The 21837-nt window shown below is 75.1% G+C and carries 21 protein-coding genes; 13 read left to right on the top strand and 8 right to left on the bottom strand.

The window, feature by feature from the left end; translation table 11 throughout:
- Positions 1–98: 98 nt before the first annotated feature.
- Both ACH34Q_RS38320 and ACH34Q_RS38315 read left to right on the top strand, forming a co-directional pair.
- Positions 99–1466, top strand: coding sequence for an alkaline phosphatase PhoX (locus ACH34Q_RS38320; RefSeq protein WP_395988083.1), 1368 nt, complete (start codon positions 99–101; stop codon positions 1464–1466).
- 39 nt (positions 1467–1505) lie between these two features.
- On the top strand, positions 1506–2576 hold the full coding sequence (locus ACH34Q_RS38315; protein ID WP_395988082.1) for an aminotransferase class V-fold PLP-dependent enzyme: 1071 nt from the start codon (positions 1506–1508) through the stop codon (positions 2574–2576).
- Between the two features lie 47 nt (positions 2577–2623).
- Here the strand turns inward: ACH34Q_RS38315 and ACH34Q_RS38310 are convergent, their stop codons facing one another.
- The gene (locus ACH34Q_RS38310) at positions 2624–3658 is read right to left on the bottom strand and encodes a 3-oxoacyl-ACP synthase III family protein (RefSeq protein WP_395988081.1); all 1035 of its coding nucleotides are present in this window, start codon (positions 3656–3658) and stop codon (positions 2624–2626) included.
- A gap of 197 nt (positions 3659–3855) precedes the next feature.
- Here ACH34Q_RS38310 and ACH34Q_RS38305 point away from each other — a divergent pair, with 197 nt between their 5' ends.
- The 3 genes from ACH34Q_RS38305 to ACH34Q_RS38295 all read left to right on the top strand — a co-directional run bounded on the left by ACH34Q_RS38305 (position 3856) and on the right by ACH34Q_RS38295 (position 7609).
- Entirely contained in the window at positions 3856–4938 is a 1083-nt protein-coding gene (locus tag ACH34Q_RS38305) for an ACP S-malonyltransferase (protein WP_395988080.1), read from the top strand.
- Between the two features lie 67 nt (positions 4939–5005).
- Positions 5006–6826, top strand: coding sequence for an acyl-CoA dehydrogenase (locus ACH34Q_RS38300; protein ID WP_395988079.1), 1821 nt, complete (start codon positions 5006–5008; stop codon positions 6824–6826).
- A 207-nt stretch (positions 6827–7033) separates the two neighbouring features.
- On the top strand, positions 7034–7609 hold the full coding sequence (locus tag ACH34Q_RS38295; RefSeq protein ID WP_395988078.1) for a TerD family protein: 576 nt from the start codon (positions 7034–7036) through the stop codon (positions 7607–7609).
- A 94-nt stretch (positions 7610–7703) separates the two neighbouring features.
- On the opposite strand, the gene ACH34Q_RS38290 is transcribed toward ACH34Q_RS38295, so the two are convergent.
- Complete coding sequence (locus tag ACH34Q_RS38290) at positions 7704–9389, bottom strand: class I adenylate-forming enzyme family protein (RefSeq protein WP_395988077.1); 1686 nt, start codon at positions 9387–9389, stop codon at positions 7704–7706.
- Between the two features lie 136 nt (positions 9390–9525).
- Between ACH34Q_RS38290 and ACH34Q_RS38285 the strand changes: the two genes are divergently transcribed.
- The 3 genes from ACH34Q_RS38285 (at position 9526) to ACH34Q_RS38275 (ending at position 12019) form a co-directional block, all read left to right on the top strand.
- Positions 9526–10323, top strand: coding sequence for an HAD-IIA family hydrolase (locus tag ACH34Q_RS38285; protein WP_395988076.1), 798 nt, complete (start codon positions 9526–9528; stop codon positions 10321–10323).
- Positions 10324–10483: 160 nt separating this feature from the next.
- A complete protein-coding gene (locus tag ACH34Q_RS38280) occupies positions 10484–11287 on the top strand; it encodes a DUF3152 domain-containing protein (protein ID WP_395988075.1) in 804 nt (267 codons plus the stop codon).
- Positions 11288–11371: 84 nt separating this feature from the next.
- Entirely contained in the window at positions 11372–12019 is a 648-nt protein-coding gene (locus ACH34Q_RS38275; RefSeq protein WP_395988074.1) for an IMPACT family protein, read from the top strand.
- 28 nt (positions 12020–12047) lie between these two features.
- Here the strand turns inward: ACH34Q_RS38275 and ACH34Q_RS38270 are convergent, their stop codons facing one another.
- The 4 genes from ACH34Q_RS38270 to ACH34Q_RS38255 all read right to left on the bottom strand — a co-directional run bounded on the left by ACH34Q_RS38270 (position 12048) and on the right by ACH34Q_RS38255 (position 15596).
- Positions 12048–12860 carry a methylated-DNA--[protein]-cysteine S-methyltransferase gene (locus ACH34Q_RS38270; RefSeq protein WP_395988073.1) on the bottom strand — a complete coding sequence of 271 codons (813 nt, stop codon included), beginning with the start codon at positions 12858–12860 and terminating at the stop codon, positions 12048–12050.
- Entirely contained in the window at positions 12857–13528 is a 672-nt protein-coding gene (locus ACH34Q_RS38265; protein ID WP_395988072.1) for an RNA polymerase sigma factor, read from the bottom strand. The genes ACH34Q_RS38270 and ACH34Q_RS38265 overlap by 4 nt, the downstream gene beginning before the upstream one ends.
- A gap of 77 nt (positions 13529–13605) precedes the next feature.
- Entirely contained in the window at positions 13606–14271 is a 666-nt protein-coding gene (locus ACH34Q_RS38260) for a response regulator (protein WP_395988071.1), read from the bottom strand.
- Positions 14268–15596 carry a sensor histidine kinase gene (locus tag ACH34Q_RS38255; RefSeq protein ID WP_395988070.1) on the bottom strand — a complete coding sequence of 443 codons (1329 nt, stop codon included), beginning with the start codon at positions 15594–15596 and terminating at the stop codon, positions 14268–14270. The genes ACH34Q_RS38260 and ACH34Q_RS38255 overlap by 4 nt, the downstream gene beginning before the upstream one ends.
- Before the next feature lie 114 nt (positions 15597–15710).
- On the opposite strand from ACH34Q_RS38255, the gene ACH34Q_RS38250 reads away from it, so the two are divergent.
- Both ACH34Q_RS38250 and ACH34Q_RS38245 read left to right on the top strand, forming a co-directional pair.
- Positions 15711–17423, top strand: coding sequence for a sensor histidine kinase (locus ACH34Q_RS38250; RefSeq protein WP_395988069.1), 1713 nt, complete (start codon positions 15711–15713; stop codon positions 17421–17423).
- Between the two features lie 62 nt (positions 17424–17485).
- Positions 17486–18142, top strand: a complete 657-nt coding sequence (locus tag ACH34Q_RS38245; RefSeq protein ID WP_395988068.1) for a response regulator — start codon at positions 17486–17488, stop codon at positions 18140–18142.
- 31 nt (positions 18143–18173) lie between these two features.
- Here ACH34Q_RS38245 and ACH34Q_RS38240 read toward each other — a convergent pair whose 3' ends face one another.
- Positions 18174–18890, bottom strand: coding sequence for a phosphatase PAP2 family protein (locus ACH34Q_RS38240; RefSeq protein WP_395988067.1), 717 nt, complete (start codon positions 18888–18890; stop codon positions 18174–18176).
- A gap of 109 nt (positions 18891–18999) precedes the next feature.
- On the bottom strand, positions 19000–19725 hold the full coding sequence (locus ACH34Q_RS38235; protein WP_395988066.1) for a DedA family protein: 726 nt from the start codon (positions 19723–19725) through the stop codon (positions 19000–19002).
- 192 nt (positions 19726–19917) lie between these two features.
- Here ACH34Q_RS38235 and ACH34Q_RS38230 point away from each other — a divergent pair, with 192 nt between their 5' ends.
- The 3 genes from ACH34Q_RS38230 to ACH34Q_RS38220 all read left to right on the top strand — a co-directional run bounded on the left by ACH34Q_RS38230 (position 19918) and on the right by ACH34Q_RS38220 (position 21819).
- Positions 19918–20355 (top strand): DUF1707 domain-containing protein, encoded by a 438-nt coding sequence (locus ACH34Q_RS38230; RefSeq protein WP_395988065.1) that lies wholly within the window; start codon positions 19918–19920, stop codon positions 20353–20355.
- An 83-nt stretch (positions 20356–20438) separates the two neighbouring features.
- The gene (locus ACH34Q_RS38225; protein ID WP_395988064.1) at positions 20439–21098 is read left to right on the top strand and encodes an HAD family hydrolase; all 660 of its coding nucleotides are present in this window, start codon (positions 20439–20441) and stop codon (positions 21096–21098) included.
- 34 nt (positions 21099–21132) lie between these two features.
- The gene (locus tag ACH34Q_RS38220; RefSeq protein ID WP_395988063.1) at positions 21133–21819 is read left to right on the top strand and encodes a hypothetical protein; all 687 of its coding nucleotides are present in this window, start codon (positions 21133–21135) and stop codon (positions 21817–21819) included.
- Positions 21820–21837: the final 18 nt, after the last annotated feature.

Raw genomic sequence — 21837 nt, 5'->3', positions numbered from 1 at the left:
CGCGCCCGCCCCCTGATCACCGGAGGGCCCGGCATGGTTCCCCTGGAATGTGGCATGTGTTACAAACAGGCTGTTACAGCCGGGCGCAAGGAGGCACCATGACTGTTACGCGACGTCAGATCCTGGCCGGAGGCGGTGCGGCCGGCGCCGGGATCGCCTTCGCCGGGGCGGTGGACCAGCTGTTCGCCGGCAGCGCCGCGGCGGCCCAGGTGGGCGGCACCGCGGGCTACGGGCCGCTGGTCCCCGACCCGGACGGGATCCTGGACCTCCCGCGCGGCTTCCGGTACCGGATCCTGTCGCGCGAGGGCGAGCCGATGCGCTCGGGCGAGGGGCCGGTGCCCAGCAACCACGACGGCATGGCCGCGTTCGGCGGCCGGGGCGGCCGGGTCCGGCTGGTGCGCAACCACGAGAACCGCCCCGACGTCGAGATCCGCGTCCCGGCGGTCAAGGGCCTGACCTACGACCCCGAGGGCAAGGGCGGCTGCACCGTCCTGGAGGTCGGCCGCGACGGCCGCGTCCGCACCGAGCGGGTCGGCATCGCCGGCACGGCGGTCAACTGCGCGGGCGGCCCCACGCCCTGGAACACCTGGCTGACCTGCGAGGAGAACGAGGACAAGGCCGGCACCAACGGCTACACCAAGGACCACGGCTTCGTCTTCGAGGTCGACCCGTCCCGCCGCCTGGATCCCGTGCCGCTGACGGCGATGGGGCGCTTCCAGCACGAGGCGGTGGCGATCGACCCGCGCGACGGCGCGGTGTACGAGACCGAGGACGCCTTCGACGCCCCGTTCGGGCTGTTCTACCGCTTCCTGCCGCGCAGGCCACGCGGCGGTGCCGGCAGCCTGCGCGCCGGCGGCCGCCTGGAGGCGATGCGCGTGCCGGGCGTGCCCGACCTGGCCGCCGTCCAGGAGCCGGGCGCCTCGTTCGGCGACGTGCAGTGGGTGCGCGTGCCCGATCCGCTGGCCAAGGAGACGCCCATCCGCCTGCAGGACTTCGGGCCGGGCGGCGTCACCCACGGGCAGAAGCTCGAAGGCTGCTACTGGGGCGCCGACCGCGTCTACTTCGTGACCAGCTTCGCGCGCAAGAGCGAGGGCTCGCAGGCCGACCACTTCGGCCAGGTGTGGTCCTACGAGCCGCGCGCGCGCCGCCTCACGCTGGTCGTGGTGTTCGGCCCCGGCACCGATGTGAACACCCCGGGGGAGTCGCCCGACAACATCGCGCTGGCGCCGCAGGGCGGGCTGATGGTGTGCGAGGACGGCGGCGGCGCGCAGTTCGTGTACGGCGTCACCCGCGGCCGGAAGGTGTACACGCTGGCCCGCAACCGGCAGAACATCGGCACCGAGCAGGAGCCGGAGTGGGGCGAGTTCGCCGGGGTGACGTTCTCCCCGGACGCCGGCACGATGTTCCTCAACGTCTACGACCCGGGCACGACGTTCGCCATCACCGGCCCCTGGAACCGCCGGTAATCCTTTGTGCCGCGGGCGGCGGGCGGCGATGATCGGGGCATGGGCGATATCTCGATCACGCGGGCACGGCGGGAGTTCACCGCGCGGGTGGCGTACCTCAACACCGCCACCTACGGGCTGCCGCCGCGCGCGGCGCACGAGGCGATGCTGGCGGCCGAGCGGGACCGGGCGGCGGGGCTGCTGAGGATGCCGGAGCTGGACGAGGCGGTGGCGCGCTGCCGGGCGGCGTTCGGGCGGCTGGCAGGGCTGCCGGCCGAGCGGATCGCGGTCGGCCCGCAGGTGTCGTACTTCGTCGGCCTGGTGGCGGCGTCGCTGCCGGCGGGCACGACCGTGCTGGTGGCCGACGGCGACTTCACCTCGCTGCTGTTCCCGTTCCTGGCCCGCCCCGACCTGGTGGTGCGGTCGGTGCCGCTGGAGCGGATCGCCGAGGCCGTCGACGGCGGCGTCGGGCTGGTGGCGGTGTCGGCGGTGCAGTCGGCCGACGGCCGGATCGCGCCGATGCGGGACCTGATCGCCGCCGCCCGCGGGCACGGGGCCCGGGTGCTGCTGGACAGCACGCAGGCGACGGGCTGGCTGCCGCTGCCGGCCGCCGAGGTCGACTTCCTGGTGTGCGGCGGCTACAAGTGGCTGCTGGGCCCGCGCGGCACGTGCTTCCTGGCGGGCACGGAGGAGGCGCTGGCGACGCTGCCGGCGGTCGGCGCCGGCTGGTACGCCGGCGCCGACGTCTGGGACTCGGTGTACGGGGCGCCGCTGCGGCTGGCCTCCGACGCGCGCCGGCTGGACCTGTCGCCGGCGTGGCAGTGCTGGGTGGGTCACGCCCCGGCCCTGGAACTGCTGGCCCGGGTGGGGGTCGAGCCGGTCCACGCGCACAACGTGGCGCTGGCCGGGCGGTTCCGGGAGGGCCTGGGGCTGCCGCCGGGCGATTCGGCGATCGTGTCGCTGGCGGTACGGGAGGGCACGGCCGAGCGGCTGGCCGAGGGCGGGGTGGTCGCCTCGGTCCGGGCCGGGCGGCTGCGCTGCGCGTTCCATCTGAGCACCAGCGAGGACGACGTGGACCGCGCGGTGAAGCTGCTGTCGGGCGACCTGGTGCCCGGAGCGGCGCAGGGCTGACGCCCGGGCCCGGGCGGGCCCGGGCGCGGGCCCGGCCGGTGGAGGTGTCAGCCGGGCGGCCAGGTGATGACGGTGTGCCCCCAGGTCAGCCCGGCGCCGAACCCGGCGAGCAGGACCAGCTCGCCGGGTTCGATGCCGCGCGTGCGGACGGCGTGGTCGAGCGCGTAGGGCAGGCTGGCGGCGCCGATGTTGCCGACGTCGTGCCCGGCGATGACCAGCTGCGCCGGGTCCAGTCCCGCCTCGGGCGCCAGCGAGGCGACCAGGCGGGGGTTGGGCTGGTGCGGGACGACCAGGGCCAGGTCGGACGGCTTGACGCCGGCGATCTCGGTGGCCTCGGCGACCAGCCGGGGGAAGACGGCGGTGATGAAGTCGCGCACGGCCCGGCCGTCCATCCGGATGGTGTGGCCGCCTGCGGCCAGGCTGGCGGGCCCGGCCGGGATCCGGCTGCCGCCGGCGGGGATGAGCACGTCGCCGGCGCGCGAGCCGTCCGAGCCCAGGGTGAGCGTCCCGATCCCGTACGGGGCGGGGACGGCCCCGACGACGGCGGCCGCGGCGCCGTCCCCGAAAAGCGCGCGGGTGCCGCGGTCACCGGGGTCCAGGAACTTGGAGTAGACCTCGACCCCGATGACCAGGGCGTAGGGCGATCCGCCGCGCTGGGTGGCCAGCCAGCCCACGGCGGCCTGCAGCCCGTACACGAACCCGGTGCAGGCGGCGGCGACGTCGAACGCGGCCGCGTTCCAGGCGCCCAGCGCCGCCTGGACGCGGCAGGCGGTGGAGGGGCCGAGCTCGTCGGGCGTGGAGGTGCCCAGCACGATCAGCCCGATGTCCTCGGGCCGCAGCCCGCCGGCGTCCATCGCGCGGCGCGCGGCGCCGGCCGCCAGATCCGAGGCGGCCTCGCCGGCGGCGGCCACGTGCCGGCGGCGGATCCCGGTGCGCCGCTCGATCCACTCCGGTTCCAGGCCCATCGCGCGCGACAGGTCCTCGCTGGAGACCTGTTCGGCGGGCAGGAACGATCCAGTACCGCGGATCGCCCAGCTCTGCTGCTCCGTGCTCGGACGAACTTCGTACGGCCGACCGGACATGCCAGTCCCTCCTGACCCCTCAGCCGCCTGACCTGGGCGGTCCACCCGGGGAACGGCCCGCCCCCCTGCGGACGGTTGTCAGGCCGATCCATTGCGTGAATAATCCCATTCCACAACTTTTGGAGCGTATTTGGCGGTTCGGCGCGCGCTTTATCGGCACGGCAAAGAGAGTCTCCCTTCGAGGTAAGGAGAGCCGCGTGGCCCTCTCTTTCGGCTGGACACCCGAGCTCAAACCCGACGACGTCTGCGCCCTGCTGTTCCCGGGCACCGGCTCCGCCGGACCCCCCGACCTGCGGACCCTGGCCGCCCGCGACCCCGCCGCCGCCTGCGCGGTCGACGACGTCCTGGACGCCGTCCAGGAAGGCCTCCCGCGCCCGCCGGACTGGCCCTCGATGCGCGCCGTCCTGCTGGAGGACCCCAACCGCTACCGCGCCGCCTCCCGCGTCCCCGGAGTGGCGCAACTGGCCGCCTACACCGCCTCGGTGGCCGTCGACCGCTCGCTGCGCGCCTGCGGCCTGACACCCGGCTTCGCCGTCGGGCAGAGCTTCGGCGAGATCGCCGCGCTGGTCTGCGCGGGCGCCTTCAGCGTCACCGACGGCGCCCGGATGGCCCGCAGCCTGGTCGAGGTCCTCACCCGCCGCGGCGCCGGCGGCGGCCTGGGCCTGCTGGAGACCGGCGAGGACGGCGCCCGCGCCCTCATCGACCGCGCCGGCACCGGCGGCCAGGTCGTGGTCGCCTGCCTCAACGCCCCCTCGGTCACCGTCGTCAGCGGCCCCGGCGGCCCCCTGGAACAGGTCCTGGACACCGCCCGCGGCCAGGGCGTGCGCGCCGTACGCCTCGCCGTCCCCTACCTGTCGCACCATCCGGCCATGGCCGGCGCCGACCAGGAGTGGTACGGCCTCATCCGCGCCTTCCCCCAGCGCCCCCTGAGGATCACCGTGCACTCGCCGGTGCGCGGCCGCGCCTACACCGACGACGACGACCTGCACCGCGCGCTGGCCGACTGCATCGTCAAGCCGGTCCGGCTGCCCGGCACGCTGCGCGCCGTGCACGCCGCCGGCGCGTCGGTGTTCGTCGAGGCCGGGGCGGGCGACGCGCTGTGCCAGTGCGCCCGCCTGACCGTCCCGGCGGCGGCGACCCTGGTGCCGCTGCGCGACCGCCCGCGCCGTACCGCCGCCACGGCCGTGCACCCCGGCGCCGCGGACGCCTGCGCGGCCGACGCCACGACCCCGGCCGCCGAGCCTCCGGCACCCGCACCGGCCGCCGACCCCGGCTCCTGAGGCCGCCCGAGTCCCGGCACGCCCCGTTCCCCGCGCCCGACCCCCCGACCGTGACAGGAGCGCCTCGATGGGTACCGGCACGACCCCCCTCTTCCCCCCACCGGATCCGGACCTGCTGGCGTTCGTCCGCGGGCCCCGGCTCACCGCCAAGACGCGCGCGCTGCTGGCCGAGGCGGTACCCGGCGCGTTCTTCACCCAGCCCGACGGCCTCACCCCGCGCCGGCGCCAGGCCCTGACCTACCAGCGGCTGCGCGCGGCCGGCCGCGCGGCACCGCCCGCCGCCGAACTGCTGGAGGACCCGCCGGCGCTGTGCGCACTGCTGGAACGTGCCGCGATCGCCGACCCGGCGCTGTTCCACGTGATGATGCTGCACTACACCCTCGCGCTGGGCCCGATCCTGCGGTTCGGCGCCGACCAGCAGGGCCCCCGGCAGGCCCGCGAGGCCCTGGAGTCGATGGACTCCTTCGGCACGCTGCTGATGACCGAGGTGGGCCGCAGCAACAGCCACCTGTCGCCCCGTACCGTCGCCCGCCACGACCCCGGCACCGGCGGGTTCGTGCTGAGCACCCCCGACGCGCAGGCCGCGAAATTCCCCACCAACACCGCCCACCCCGACGTCCCCAAGACCGCCGCCGTCTACGCCACCCTCGTCCACGGCGGCGCCGAACGCGGCGTGTTCGTGTTCGTGGCGCCGCTGCGCGGGCCCGGCGGCACCCCGCCCGACGGCGTGTCGATCATCGCGGCGCCCGACACCAGCGGCCTGCAGGTCGACTACGCGGCGGTACGGCTGGACGGGCTGGCGCTGCCCTACGAGGCGTGGCTGCGCGACGGCGCCCGGATCGGCGCCGACGGCTCGTTCCACGATCCCGCGGGCGGGCCGGCGCAGCGGCTGACGCGCTCGATGGGCATCGCCCCGGCGGTGTGGCGGTCGGTGATCTCGGTGTCGGCGGCGATCACGCGCGCGTCGGCGCATCTGCTGCTGGCGCATTCGGCGGGGCGCACCACGCTGGGCCGGCTGGCGCCGCGCCGTCCGCTGACCGACTACCGCAACCAGCGCGAGGCGGTGCTGGGCGCGCTGGCCTCGGCGTACGCGCTGACGGCCGTGGCCGGGCAGGTCAAGGCGGCCAGGACCGGCGCCGACGGGCCTGCGCCGGCCGGCGGCCCGAGCACGGCGTGGGCGCCGTGGTCGGCGGTGGACCGCGACCTGGCGCTGCTGAAGGCGGCCGCGACCGCCGAGGCGCAGGACACGGTGTCGATGTGCCGGGTGCACGCGGGCGCGCCGGGGTTCACCGCCACCGACCGCCTCAACGCCTACCGCGGCCTGGCCCACGCCTACATGAACGCCGGCGGCGACAACGAGCTGATCCTGTTCGACACCGCGCGGGCGATGGCCGACCTGGACCGCTACGAGCCGCCGGTGGTGGAGCCCGAGCCGCCGGGCGGCGGGGACCCGCTGGAGCCGCGCGAGTGGGTGCGGATGGCGGCCGCCTGCGAGACGCGGATGCGCGACCGCCTGGCCGCGCGGGTGCGGGAGGCACGCGCCGGCGGGGCCGGCGACTTCGAGGCCTGGAACGCCAACCTGGTGGCGGCGGCCCGTACCGCGCAGGCGTGCGCGGACCGGATGGTGCTGGAGATCTGCGCGGGCGCGGCCGCGTCGGGACCGCCGCTGCTGCGCCCGCTGCTGGCCCTGTACGCGCTGGGGTGGATGGACCGCCGCTCGGGGCGGCTGCTGAACGAGGGGGTGCTGGCGCCGGGGGCGCTGGAGCGGGTGTGGGACCTGCGCGGCCGGGTAGGCGAGGAGCTGGCGCCCAGGGCCGCGGAGCTGGCCGCCGCGCTGGACATCCCGCCCGAGGTGATGCCGCCGGTGTCGTTCGTGCCGGGCCTGTGAAGGCCGCCGCGGGCCTGCGAAGGCCCCGGACGGCGGGGCCGCGGGGGAGGCGGCGGGCGCGGGAGGTCCCGTACGGTGAGCGGAGGCGGATTTGGTGCGCCGTGTAGCGGAACCGGCGGTGGGAACCGGTGCGGGTTGACTACCGTTCTCGTTACAGGCCGTGCGGGTGACAGGCGTCCGTGCGGAGTCGATACGGAGGTAGACACAGTGGGAGTCAGTCTGAGCAAGGGCGGCAACGTCTCGTTGACGAAGGAGGCTCCCGGGCTGACCGCGGTCCTGGTGGGCCTGGGCTGGGACGTGCGGACCACGACCGGCAGCGACTTCGACCTGGACGCCAGCGCCCTGGTGTGCTCGCAGGAGAACAAGGTGCTGTCGGACAAGCACTTCGTGTTCTTCAACAACCTCAAGAGCCCCGACGGTTCGGTGGAGCACACCGGTGACAACCTCACCGGTGAGGGCGAGGGCGACGACGAGCAGATGAAGGTGAACCTGGCGACCGTTCCGGCGGAGGTCGCCAAGATCGTGTTCCCGGTGTCGATCTACGACGCCGACAACCGCCAGCAGAGCTTCGGCCAGGTCCGCAACGCCTTCATCCGGATCGTCAACCAGGCCGACAACGCCGAGATCGCGCGCTACGACCTGACCGAGGACGCCTCGACCGAGACCGCGATGGTGTTCGGCGAGCTCTACCGGCACGGCACGGAGTGGAAGTTCCGCGCGGTCGGCCAGGGCTACGCCTCGGGCCTTTCGGGCATCGCGTCGGACTTCGGCGTCAACGTCTGAGCAGGACCGCCCGGGAGGGCGCGGGGCCGCCTGCCCCGCGCCCTCCTCGCGTTCCCGGCCCCGCTTCCCCCAGGGCCCTGCCGGGGGCGCCGGGTCAGCCGAGGAGTTCCTCACGCAGCCGGGTCTTCAGGAGCTTGCCGCCGGGGTTGCGCGGCAGGTCCTGGTCGCGGAACCACACGTGCGCGGGCACCTTGAACGCGGCGATGCGCTCACCCAGGAACGCGCGCAGCTCGCCGCTGGTGAGGGCCGCGCCGGGCCGCAGCCGCACGACGGCGCCGACCTCCTCGCCCAGCACCTCGTGCGGGACGCCGATGACGCCGCAGTCGGCGACGGCGGGATGCTCGTACAGGGCGGCCTCGACCTCGGCGCAGTAGATGTTCTCGCCGCCGCGGATCAGCATGTCCTTGGCGCGGTCGACGATGTACACGAAGCCGTCGTCGTCGACGCGGGCCAGGTCGCCGCTGTGGAACCAGCCGCCGGCGAACGCCGCCGCGGTCTCGGCGGGCCTGCCCCAGTACCCCTTGATGACGTTGGGGCCCTTGATGAGCAGCTCGCCGACCTGCCCGTTCGGCAGCTCCTCGCCGCCGGGGCCGACGACCTTGACGTCGCAGACCGCCACCGGCGGGCCGACGCTGTCGGGGTGCTCCAGGTAGTTGGCGCCGCTGTTGTAGGTGGTGACCGAGGAGGTCTCGGTGAGGCCGTAGCCGTTGCCCGGGGTACGGGCGGGCAGCCGCTCCTTGATCTTGTCGACGAGGGTCGGCGGGGCGGGCGCGCCGCCGAAGCTGACGCCGGTGAGGCTGGAGGTGTCGTAGTCGCCGAACTTCGGCGAGGTCAGCACCTGCCAGGCCATGGTCGGGACACCGCCGAACCCGGTGACGCCCTCGCGCTCGATGAGCGCCAGCGCCTGGTCGACGTCCCACTTGTACATCAGCGCGACGGTGCCGCCGTTCAGCGCGCTGGAGACCAGCACCGAGTGGCAGCCGGTGGCGTGGAAGAACGGGACGCTGAGCAGGGTGACGCGGCGCTGGGGGGCCATCAGCTCCGACAGCTCCGCGCCGCCGCGGACCGCGGCCGAGGCCAGCCCGTAGGCGAGGCTGATCGGGTTGGTGGTGATGTTGCGGTGGCTGCCCAGCGCGCCCTTGGGACGGCCGGTGGTCCCGGAGGTGTAGAAGATCGTCGCGTCGTCCTCGGGCCCGACGTCGACGGCGGGCGGCTCGGCGTCCGGGTCGACCTCGCCCAGCACCTCCTCGTAGGCCCGCGCCCCGGCCGGCAGCGCCCCGCCGGCGCGGACGACGACGGCGGGCACGCCCAGGCGCGGCAGCGCGCCGGCGAGGCGCTCGGCGCGCTGGGCGTCGGCGATGAGGACCTTGGCTCCGCTGTCGGTCAGGCCGTACTCCAGCTCGGCGGCGCTCCACCAGGCGTTGAGGGGGACGGCGACGGCACCGGCCAGGGCGGTGCCGAAGAACGCCACCGACCATTCGGGGAAGTTGCGCATGGCGATGGCGACGCGGTCGCCCTTGGCGACGCCGTAGCCGTCGACGAGGCGGCGGGCGAACGTGACGGCGTGCGCGTAGTGCTCGGCGAAGGTGAGGCGCTCGTCCTCGTACACCAGGAAGTCGGCGTCGCCGTGCCCGCGCGAGGCCTCCAGCACCTCGCGCAGGGTCGGCGGCGCGCTCTTCCACACGCGGGTCCGGACGCCGCGGACGTCGATCTCGTCCATCTCGAACGGCCCGCCCGCGGCCGTCAGCGCGGCGCGGACCTCGGCGATGCTCTTCAACACGTACCTCCGTCACCGAATGCGATTCTAAGATTGAGGCGAATCTACGGTTCGTCTCACCGGCGGGTCAACGCCCCCGGCCCGCCGCTCTCGCGCGTCCCGTGCCCGGGCGGCCCCGGCGGGCTGCGAGAATGGGCCCATGACCGAGCGCAAGCCGATCGAGTACTGGCTGTCGGACATGGACGGGGTACTGGTCCATGAGGGGCAGCCGATCCCCGGCGCCGACGAGTTCATCCGGCGGCTGACGGCCTCCGGCAAACGCTTCCTCATCCTGACCAACAACTCCATCTACACCCGGCGCGACCTGGCGGCCCGGCTGGCCTCCATCGGCCTGGACGTGCCGGTCGAGGCGATCTGGACCTCGGCGCTGGCGACCGCGCAGTTCCTGGCCGACCAGCGGCCCGAGGGCTCGGCGTACGTCATCGGCGAGGCGGGCCTGACCACCGCGCTGCACGAGTCCGGGTACGTGCTGACCGACCTGGAGCCCGACTACGTGGTGCTGGGGGAGACCCGCACCTACAGCTTCTCCCAGATCACCCGGGCGATCCGGCTGATCGAGCGGGGCGCGCGGTTCATCGCCACCAACCCCGACCCGATCGGGCCCTCGGCCGAGGGCTCGCTGCCGGCCTGCGGCGCGGTCGCCGCGATGATCACCAAGGCGACCGGTGTCGACCCCTACTTCGTCGGCAAGCCCAACCCGCTGATGATGCGCACCGCGCTGAACCGGGTCGGCGGGCACAGCGAGTGCACCGCGATGATCGGCGACCGGATGGACACCGACATCGTGGCGGGCGTGGAGGCGGGCCTGGAGACGATCCTGGTGCTGACGGGGGTGACCCGCAAGGAGGAGGTGGGGCGGTTCCCGTTCAGCCCCACGCACGTGCTGCCCTCCATCGCCGACGTCCTGCCCATGATCGCGGAACGTTCCGAAGACTGACCCGCCCCGCTCCCGCCCCTGCCGGGAGCCGGCGCCGGTTTTGGCGCGATGTGGGGGAGGGCACGCCGAAATCCGCGGTCCCCGGCCGCCCCCAGGGCCCTGGCTACGATGCGCGAAGCTCATCAAGTGATCTTCGGACGCGTCGCGACGGGGGGCGTGCATGCAGGAACTCAAGGACAGGCCTGCCCGCGCGCCCGGCGCGCCACCGGCACCGCGCCACCGTCGGCGCGGGCGGCGGCCCTGGCCGGCGGCGGCGGGCGCGGCACTGGCGGTGGCCTCGGCGGGGCTGGTGACCTGGACGGTCGCCGCGCCGCATCCCCGGCCTGACGCCGCGGCGACGGGCGTGGCCGCCCCGGCCGCGGCCACACCTCAGGCCGAGCGCCCGCACGCGCCGGTGGCCGGCGGGCGGCCGCAGCCGCCACTGGTGACGGTGCCGCGCTCGGCCGGCGGCCGGTACGGCGTCGTCACCGAGCCGGCCGACCCGCCCCGGGGGCCGGGCGAGGTGGTCCGCTACCTGGTGGAGGTGGAGCGGGGCCTGCCGTTCTCGCCGGCGGGGTTCGCCGCCGCGGTGCACCGGGTGCTGAACGATCCGCGCGGCTGGGGCCGCGGCGCGACGATGCGGTTCACGCGGGTGGCGCGCGGGCCGGTGCGGTTCCGGGTGTCGCTGTCGAGCCCGGCGATGACCGACCGCATGTGCCGCCCCCTGATCACCCGCGGCCGGGTGTCGTGCCATGCCGGCGGCCGCTCGGTCATCAACGCGCGCCGGTGGGGCCAGGGCGCCCCACCCTACGGCCGCGACCTGGCCGGATACCGCGAGTACCTGATCAACCACGAGGTCGGGCACGCGCTGGGGCACGGCCACCGGGTGTGCCCGGGGCCGGGGCGGCCGGCGCCGGTGATGGTCCAGCAGACCAAGTCGCTGTACGGATGCCGCGCCAACCCGTGGCCCTACCCGCGCGGCTGACCCGCGCCCCTGCCACGGTGCGAGCCGTCAGGCGAGCGCCGTGGGCCGGGACTTTGAGACACAGCCTAGACTCGGGCCACAACCATGCGCACGATCCAAGGCAGCGTCTCCTACGAACTCGAGGCCCGCAGGTCCCGGTTCGTGTGCACGCTCGCCCGCGTCCATGACCAGGCCGAGGCGGTGGAGTTCATCGCCGGGCACCGCCGCGCGCACCGCGACGCCACCCACAACTGCACCGCCTACGTGCTCGGCGAGCACGGCGAGATCACCCGCAGCGGCGACGACGGCGAGCCCTCCTCGACGGCCGGGATCCCGATGCTGGAGGTGCTGGTGCACCGCGGGCTGACCGACGTCGCGGCGGTGGTGACCCGCTACTTCGGCGGGACCAAGCTCGGCGCCGGCGGCCTGGTGCGCGCCTACTCGCAGGCGGTGGCCGGGGCCGTGGACGCGGCCCGGCTGGTGGAGCGGCGGCCGGTGGTGACGGTGACCGTGGCGGTCGAGCACGCGCTGGCGGGCCGGTTCCTGGCGGACCTGCACGGCGCCGGGCACCTGCCGTCCGATGTCCGCTACGCCGGCGCGGTCGAGGCGGACGTGCCGGTGCCGGTGCCCGGCCTGGAGAGGTTCGAGGCGTGGGCGGCGGGGGTGACGGCCGGCCGCGCGCACGTGCGCCGCGGCGCGGCCGGCCACATCGAGGTCCCCGTCACCGACCATCCGCCCCCTGACTATGGATGATCCGCCCCCGCACGGCCCGCGCCCGGCCTCATGCGGTGGGGGCCGGAGCGGGGCGGCAGTGCAGGCAGGGCCGGTACCCGGCGGCTTGGGCGTCGGCGGCGGTACGGAACCCGTGCCGGTGCGCGGGGGTGATGCGGCGCGCGTCGGCGCAGGTGGGGTGGCAGAACACGCCGGTGGTGTCGCTGCCCAGGTAGTGCACGCCCCGGCGGGCCAGCGCGGCCAGCCGTTCCAGGTCGACGTTCTCGGCGCGCAGCAGGCGCTCCTTGGCCGGTGCGCCGAACACGTACTGGCCGATGGCGCCGTCGGAGCGGGTGACGCGGTGGCAGGGGATCAGCAGCGGTACGGGGTTGCGGCCCAGGGCCGACCCGGCGGCGCGGACGGCCTTGGGGTTGCCGGCCTGGCGGGCGACCCAGGCGTAGGGGCGGGTCTGGCCGCAGGGGATGGTGGCGGTCGCGCGCAGCACGGCGGCCTCGAAGTCGCTGAGGCCGCGCAGGTCCAGCCGCAGCCCGCCGGCCCGCCCGGTGCGCAGCGCGGGCTCGAGCCCGGCCGGGGCGCGGGTGGCCGGCAGCAGCGGCCGCGCGAACCGTTCCCGCCAGGCGGCGGTGAAGGCCCGCTCGTCCATGCCGGCGCGCAGGAACGCCACGCCCTGGTCGGTGAACGCCACGTGCACGTCCTCCAGGGGGCCGGGGACGGCGATCCGGCGGGCGGCGACGCGGTCCAGCAGGGTGGGCGGGGCGTCGGCGGCCAGGGCGGCCAGGGCCTCCTCCAGCCCGGCGTCGTCGGTGAAGTCGTGACCGAAGTCGGGGCCCGTGGTGGGGCCGGTGTCGTGGTCGGTGTTCATGGGGTGCCCCCTTGCGTGGAGTGCAGCGTGCGCAGCCGGGCCAGGCCCCGGGAGATGTGCGATTTGACGGTGCCCTCGGGCAGTTTCAGCACGGCGGCGATCTCGGTGATGGGCAGATCGGCGACGTGCCGCAGGACCACGGCGGCCCGCTGGGCGTCGCTGAGCCGGGCCAGCAGCCCGGCCAGCTCACGGCCCGTCTCGTGCCGGGCGGCGGCGGACTCCACGCCCTCGGCGGGATCGGGCGGGTCGGGCGCGTCCTCCAGCGGGCCGGGCGGCGGGCGCCGCGCGGCCGACCGCAGGGTGTTGCGCCAGTGGTTCATCAGGATCGTCAGCAGCCAGGCGCGGGGCTTGAGGGCGGCCAGCCGCTCGGGCCCGTACCCGCACAGGGCCCGGTAGGCGCGCAGGAACGCCTCGGCCGACAGGTCCTCGGCCTCGGCCCACCGCCCCGACAGCCGCAGCGCGGTGGAGAACACCGTGCCGCGGTAGGCCTCGTACAGGGCCGCGAAGCCGTCGTCGAGGTCGCCGGCCAGCGCGGTCACCACCGCGGCGGCGACCGGATCGGCCTCGTCCTGCTCGCCGTGCCCGGCCTGCTCCGGTGCGGCATCCTGCCGCACGGGGTCGTGCTGTACGGCGTCGAGCCGTACGGGGCCGTGTATCTCGTCCGTCACCGTCACATCCAGTCGAACACCGCCGCGCCCGGCCCGGTTGCAGCGGCCCCCCTCAAGCCGGGTGGGGCCGGCCGCGGCTAGCCGAGCCAGCCGGGACGGATCATGCCGGTCTCGTAGGCCAGGACCACCAGCTGGGCGCGGTCGCGGGCGCCGAGCTTGGACAGGATGCGGCTGACGTGGGTCTTGGCCGTGGCCGGCGACAGCACCAGCCGCCCGGCGATCTCGTCGTTGGACAGCCCCTCGGCGACCAGCTCCAGCACCTCGCGCTCGCGGTCGGTGAGCGCGTTCAGCTCCACCGCCGGCGGCGGCGCGGTGATCCGGGAGGCGAACTCGGCGATCAGCCGGCGGGTCACGGTCGGCGCCAGCAGCGCGTCGCCGCGCGCCACCACCCGCACCCCGTGGATCAGCTCGGTCGGCTCGGTGTCCTTGACCAGGAACCCGCTGGCGCCCGCCTTGATCGCGCCGTAGACGTAGTCGTCCAGATCGAACGTCGTCAAGATCACCACCTTGACGCCGTCCAGCCGGGGGTCGGTGACGATCCGCCGGGTGGCCTCCAGGCCGTCCAGGACCGGCATCCGGATGTCCATCAGCACCACGTCGGGGCGCATCTGGTCGGCCAGCCGCACCGCCGCCTCGCCGTCCCCGGCCTCGGCGACGATCTCGATGTCGTCCTCGCCCTCCAGGATCGACCGGAACCCGGCCCGCACCAGCGTCTGGTCATCGGCCAGCACCACCCGGATCACGTGTTCTCCTCCGCTCGCCCTGCTCGCCGCACCCGTTCCCCCGCCCCGTCTCCCGCGACCGGCAGCCGCGCCCGCACCCGGAACCCGCCCCCGGGCGAGGGACCGGCCGTGAGCGTGCCGCCGACCGCCGCGGCACGCTCACGCATGCCGCGCAGCCCGTTGCCGCGCTCCAATGCCGCCGGATCCGCCGCCGGATCGGCCGCGCCGGTCCCGTCGTCGTCGATCTGCACGATCACCGCACCCTCACCGCCGTCGTCGCCGGTGAACCGTATCGCGACGGTGACCGCCGCCGCTCCCGCGTGCCGCACGGCGTTGGTCAACGCCTCCTGCACGATCCGGTACCCCGCCAGCGCGGCCGGCGGCGCCAGCAACCCGCCCAGCGCCGCATCGGTCAACCCGCCCGTACGGCGCACCGGGAGCCCGGCGGCGCGGGCGCGATCCAGCAGCTCCTCCAGCCGCTCCAGCGACGGGGCGGGCTCCACCGGCCCGCCCGTGCCGCCGCCCTCGCCGGCGGCGTCCGGCCCGCCCGCGCCGCCACCGGCGTCGTGGGGCTCGTCGACCTGCCGCAGCACGCCCAGGACCCCCCGCAGCTCCCGCAGCGTCTGCTTGCTGGCCTGCTTGATCGCCTCCAGCGACGCGTAGGCCCGCTCGGGATCGTCGCGGCGGTGCAGCGCGGCACCGGCCTGCACGTTGATCAGGGAGATCTGGTGCGCCAGCACGTCGTGCAGCTCGCGGGCGATCCGCAGCCGCTCCTCCACCGCGCGGCGCCGGGCCTCCTGCTCACGGTCGCGCTCGGCCTCGGCGGCGCGCAGCTCGGCCGCCGCCAGCAGCGCCCGCCGGGTCCGCACGTAGTGCCCGGCCGCGACCGTGCCCAGCAGCATCACACTGAGCCCGGCGACACCCTCGGCGTCCACGAACGCGCTGGGATTCCACGTCCGGGCCGATCCGCGCACCGCGCCGACGACCACGAACCCGGCGTTGATCACGATGACCGCGCCCAGCGCCACCCACAGCCGCGACTCGACCGCGGTGGTGAACAGCGCCACCAGGAACACCAGCGCGATCGGCCCGTCGGGAAAACCCAGCGGGTAGTACAGCGGCGTGACCAGCGTCGCCACCGCCAGCACCGCCGGCGGATGCCGCCGCCGCAGCGCCAGCGCCGCCGACACCACCGCGATCAGCGCCACCCCGCCCGGCCACAGCGCCCGGTCCTGGGGTTGCGCCGCCAGCGCCGAGGTGGCGACGGTGAGCAGGAACACCACGGCCGCCAGCACGATGTCGCCGGCCAGTCCCCGCGGCAGGCGGAGCACTCGGATCGCAGTCACGCGACAACCGTAATCCAGCCGCCGCCCGCCGCCGGCCGCGCTGCCCCCCGGGGGAGCGGCCCCCTGACTTTCGTCAGTACCGGGACCGTCCCGCGGACTTGTACCGTGACCAGGGTGAACGGCGTGAACCTCCCCGACGTGCGGCCGGCCCTGTGGCAGGTCCTGGCCAGGCCCACCCGCCGCGCGGTGGTCACCGACGCGCTGATCTGGGCCGCACTGGCGGTCCCGGTGGCGGCCGGGATGGTCTCCCACGACATCGACGGCGGCTGGTGGACGCAGGCCGCCGGGCTGGTCCTGCTGGGCGCCGCGCTGGCGGTGGGCCGGGCCTGGCCGCTGGTCCCGATGCCGATCGCCGTCGTGCTGCTGCTGGTGCACGGCAACTTCGCGTTCGCGCTGCCGGTCACCGCCTACCTCACCGGCCTGCGGACGATCCGCGCCCGCCCGGTGCTGTGGGCGTTCACGGCCGTGTTCGTGGGCGGCACCACGCTCAACATCATCCGCGGCATCGACATCACCTCCTGGTTCCCCCTGACGATCTGGCTCGTCCTGCTGGGCGTCCTGCCCTGGCTGATCGGCCGCTACTGGCGGCAGTACCAGGAACTGCTGCACGCCGGCTGGGAACGCGCCGACCGCCTGGAACGCGAGCAGCGCATCGTCGCCGAGCGCGAGCGGCTGCGCGAGCGCGCCCGCATCGCCCAGGACATGCACGACTCCCTGGGCCACGAACTGGCCCTGATCGCCGTACGCGCCGGAGCCCTGCAGGTCGCGCCCGGCCTGGACGAGCGGCACCGCGCGGCGGCCGCCGAGCTGCGCGGGGGAGCGGCCGAGGCCACCGAGCATCTGCGCGCCATCATCGGGGTCCTGCGCGAAGGCACCGCCGCCGGCACGGGACTGGACGCCGGCCCCGGCCACCCCGCCGGCCACGGCATCGCCGACCTGGTCGAGCGCGCCCACGCCTCGGGCATCCCCGTCCGCCTCGAAGGCGACCCCGCACCCGAAACCGCCCACGGCCCCGGGCAGGCGCCGATGGTCGCGGCCGCCGCGTACCGGGTGGTGCAGGAGGCCCTGACGAACGCGGCCAAGCACGCCCCCGGGGCACCGGTGACGGTCCGCGTCGACCGCGGCGGCGACGCCCTGGTGGTGACCGTGGCCAACCAGGCCCCCGCCGCCGGCCCGCCCCTGCTGCCCGCGGCCGGCGCGCCGGGCGGGCTCGGACTGGAGGGCCTGGCCGAACGCGTCCGCCTGGCGGGCGGGACCCTGGCCACCGGCCCGGCCCCCGGCGGCGGATTCCAGGTCACCGCTCGCCTGCCCGCCACCGACCCCGACCGCGGATTCGCCCCCGCCGCGCCACCGCCCGCCCCCGACGCCCAGGCGCCGTCGGAGTCGGCGCGCCGCCTGGCCAGCGAGCGCCGCCAGGTCCGCCGCGGACTGGTCACCGCCATCGCCGTCCCCGCCGCGCTGGTATCGGTCCTGTCGGCGGTGATGCTGGGCTACTACGTGTACTCCACGATGAACTCGGTCCTGCCCCCCTCGGCCTACGCGGCGCTGCAGCCGGGCCAGGACCGCGCCTCCGTCGAACGCCGGCTGCCCCCGATGCAGCTGATCAACTCCGAGTCCCGCTACGCCGACCATCCCGAACCGCCCGGCACCAGCTGCCTCTACTACCGGCCCGACCGCAACGTCCTCGGACTGAGCCGGATCTACCGGCTGTGCTTCGCCGGCGACCGCCTGGCCCGCAAGGACGTCCTGCGGCCCGCCGACGCCGTCGCCGACGGCACCGACGGCACCGAACCCGGCGGCCGCACCGACGGAACGGACGCCCCGTGACGGCACCCCCAAGCGGCACACCGGCCCACGCACGCACCGAAGACGATGAGGGAGCACCACGAGTGATCCGGGTCCTGCTCGCCGACGACGAGGCGATGATCCGCGCCGGGGTCCGCGCGATCCTGTCGGCCGACCCCGGCATCGAGGTGATCGCCGAGGCCGGCGACGGCCGCCAGGCGGTCGAGCTGACCCAGCGCCACCGCCCCGACGTGGCGCTGCTCGACATCCGGATGCCCCGCATGGACGGCCTCGCCGCCGCCGCAGAGATCACCCGGACGGCGCCGCGGACGGCGGTGGTCATGCTCACCACCTTCGGCGAGGACGACTACATCGCCCGCGCCCTCTCGGAGGGCGCGAGCGGCTTCCTGCTCAAGTCCGGCGACCCGCACGAGCTCATCGCCGGCGTCCGCGCCGTCGCCGACGGCGCCGCCTACCTCTCGCCCAGGGTCGCGCACCGCGTCATCACCGAACTGTCGGGCGGCCGGATGTCGCACGGCGCCGCCGCCCGCCGCCGCACCGCCGCCCTCACCCCCCGCGAACGGGAGGTCCTGGCCCTGGTCGGCGCCGGGATGTCCAACGCCGAGATCGCCCGGCGGCTGCACGTCGTCGAGGGAACGGTGAAGGCCTACGTCAGCGCCATCCTGACCCGCCTGCAGGTCCGCAACCGCGTCCAGGCGGCCATCATCGCCTACGAGGCCGGCCTGATCCCCGACTCCTGACCCGCCGAGCCCGGGGGAGCGGGGCAGGGGGTCAGCCGCGCGGGCCCCGGGAGTAGGGCGCCCCCGCCATCACGTCAGGGCTGGTGACGTCCGCCGGGGCCTGCGCCGGGGGGAGCCCCACCCGCCGCCCCTCCGGACCCGCGACCACCGCCGGCGACCCCAGCAGCACCGCCCCGAACGCCACACCCCGCAGGCCCGTCACCAGCGGCGCCACCAACCGCGCAGCCAGCAGCACCACCAGCGGCGCCACCACCACCCCGATCACGAACCCGGCCGCCACGTCATGCGGGTAGTGCACCCCCACGAACACCCGCGAGAACGCCATCAGCACCGCCAGCGGCAGCACCAGCGGCGCCATCGCCCGCCAGGCCACCACGATCACCGCCGCCGACGCCGCCGCGATCGTGGCGTGGTTGCTGGGGAACGACCAGTCACCGGGGGACGGGCACGCCGCGATGTTCATCGCCCCCGCCACCGCCCGGCACGGCCGCTCCTCCTCCAGGAACGTCTTGGCCACCTCGCTGACCAGGTAGGCGGCCACCACCGCCACCGGCGCCAGCAGCGCCAGGCTCATCGCACGCGCCTGCGCCCCCCGGGCCCGCCACCAGCCCGCCAGGAACAGCGCGGCGAACAGCAGCAGACCCGCGTCCGTGCCGATCTCGGCCACCGGATGGACCCACGACGGCGTCGAATGCGCGAACTCGGTCACGGCGCGGTACCAGTCGGCGCTGAAGCCTGGCGCTTGCATGCTCTCCCTCACGGTCGAGACGGCCCGTACACGAGATGAGATCCCGCGCCGGACCGCCTTTGTTCACCCTACGTTCACGAATCCGTCAAGAATGTCACGTCCGCGACATTCACCGCCCCGACATCGGCACACCCGCACCGGCCGTTTCACCGCCGACCGCCTCCGGCTCCGCGCCGCCGACCGCGTTCTCACCGTTCCCGCCCTGCGCCGGCACCCCCACCGCCGGCGCCGCGTCCCCGCGCCGCGCCCGCCCCCGCAGATAACGCACCGCCTCCACGACCGCGGTCAGCGCCAGCGCCATCCCGATCCCCAGCGCCACACCCTTGATCGGGTCCTCCTCGAACGCCTTGCCACCCACATAGCCCAGCGTCGCCCCGTACACCGCCCAGCTCACCGCCGCCACCGCCGCGAACATCGAGAACGACCGCAGCCGGTACCCCACCGCCCCCATCGTCAGCGTCACCGCCGTACGGCCGCCCGGCACGTACCGCGCCACGATCAAGATCAGCCCGCCCCGCTCCCGCATCGTCCGCCGCGCCCACAGCCACGCCCCGTGCCGCCGCGTCCCCGGCCGCAGCCGCGCCTCCAGCCGCCCACTCGACCTGCGCCCCACCAGATACGACACGTGATCGCCCACGAACGCCCCGAGCGCCGCCAGCACCATCACCAGCGCCAGGTCCGGCTCACCCGTCGCCGCGTACACCCCACCGGTGATCACCATGCTCTCGCTCGGCACCACCGGGAAGAACCCGTCGATCACCGCGACCGCGAACAGCGCCACGTAGAACCACGGCGACGTCACGGCCGTGTGCACAAGATCCAGCAATCCGTCCATGCCACGACGTTAGAAAACGATCACCACGGCGCGCATCACGCGAACGGCCCCCACCACCCCCTACTTCCGTCAGGGGCGGACCCGCCCGCACTGCCTCCTGCGAACGATGTACGCCGGTTTCGTCATACCGGAGGACCAGTCGCCGCCCCCGCGGCCCGCATGCTGGAACCACCACTCACACCGGGAGCCGCCATGCGACCAGACCCAGCCACCCACCACCCCACCACCCCGCGACCGGCCGCCCTGCGAGCCGCCGACACCGACCGCGACACCACCATCGAACGCCTCGCCGACGCCCTGGCCGACGGCGCCCTCGACCTCACCGAATACGAGCACCGCCTCGACCAGGCCACCACCGCCACCACCGTGGAACGGCTCGAGCGGCTCACCGCCGACCTGCCCGTCTCCCGCGCCGCCCTGGCCGAGCAGGCCGCCGCCCGCGCCGAGGACGGCCGGCGCCAGTGGCGCAACGAATGGGGCTACTGGGCCGGCGGCGCGGGCATCATGACCACCATCTGGGCCGTCGGCTGCATCCGCGACTCCGACTGGGACTTCTACTGGCCGCTGGCCCCCCTGGCCATCTGGGCCGCCATCCTGGTCTCCTACGCCATCTGGCCCGAACGCGACTGACCCGCCGTCCCCGCCCGCCGCAGGCCCACCAGGCGGAAAACCGCTGGCCACACCCCCGCCCCTTCCACCACACTGACCCAACTGTGGGAACACTGCACATCTTCGACATGGACGGCACCCTCCTCACCGGCAGCACCGCCAACCTGGAGGTCGCCCGGCGGCTCGGCACCCTCCCCGAACTGCACGCCCTGGAAGCACGCTTCGCCGCCGGCGAACTCGACACCCGGGGCTTCTCGGCCACCATCCACCGGCTGTGGCGCCACCTCACCCCCGCCGACGTCGCCGCCGCCTACGCCGCCGGGCCCTGGCTCAACGGCATCCCCGACGTCTGCGCCGACATCCGCGCCCGCGGCGAGCACTCCGCCGTCATCACCATGTCACCCGACTTCTTCGCCCGGCACCTGCTGGACCTGGGCTTCGACGAGGTCATCGCCTCCCGCTTCCCGCCGCCGCCGTTCACCGCCCCCCTCGACCCCGCCGGCATCCTCACCCCCGCCGACAAGGTCCACATCACCGAACGGCTCCGCACCCGCCACCACCTGCCCCTGGACCGCTGCGTCGGCTACGGCGACTCCCGCTCCGACGGCCCCCTGTTCCGCCACCTCACCCACACCGTCGCCGTCAACGCCGACCACCACCTCGCCGACCTCGCCGCCGTCGACTACCGCGGCGACGACCTCACCGAGGCCTACCGCCTGGGACGCTCGCTCCTGCCGGACACCACCCGCCCCCTGCCGCCATGATGGACTCCCCACCCCGCGAAGGCAGGACGCCCACATGGCCCGTACCGACACCACGGCCGGCACCACCCCCGCCACCGGCACCCCCGCGCCGTACCTGCGCTGGCTGGCCGCCACCGCCGTCGCCTACGCCCTGACCCACCACATCGGCTTCGGCATGGCCTGGCTCGGCTCCATCGGCGAGACACGCTGGGCCGACTGGATCGACATACTCACCCCCTACGCCGTCCTGCTGCCCGCCGCCGCGGCCCTGCGGGCCGGGGGAGCGGGCCCGCGCACCTGGGCCCTCTACCTGGCCGGCGCCATCACCTACGTCGAAGGCCACGGCATCCACCTGGCGGCCAACTCCGTCGGCAACGTCGCCCCCAGCGACCTCGTCCACCTCTGGGACGAGTACGTCGGCCACTACCTGTGGTACGGCGGCCTCGCCCTTGTGTTCGCCGCCCTCGCGCTCACCCTGGCCCGCAGTCCCGCCGCCTCCGGCCCCTGGCCGATCGTCCTGGCGCTGCTGACCGGCCTCACCTTCACCACCAACGCCCTCGAAGGCCAGTTCGCCCTGCCCGCGATCGCCCTCGCCGCCGCGTTCACCGCCTGGGGCTGGATCACCCGCCACCACCTGGGCCGCCTGCTGGCCATCGCGTTCGCGCCCGCACTGCTCGCGCTGATCGTGTACGGGATCTGGCACCAGGGCTTCCCCGAACCCACCGAACTCGGCTGGATCTGACCGGCCGCACCGGCCGCA

This window comes from Actinomadura sp. 9N407 (genome assembly GCF_044326315.1).
Taxonomy (GTDB): domain Bacteria; phylum Actinomycetota; class Actinomycetes; order Streptosporangiales; family Streptosporangiaceae; genus Spirillospora.
Note: the sequence above shows the minus strand (reverse complement) of the source record. Positions and strands in the feature narration are given on the sequence as shown.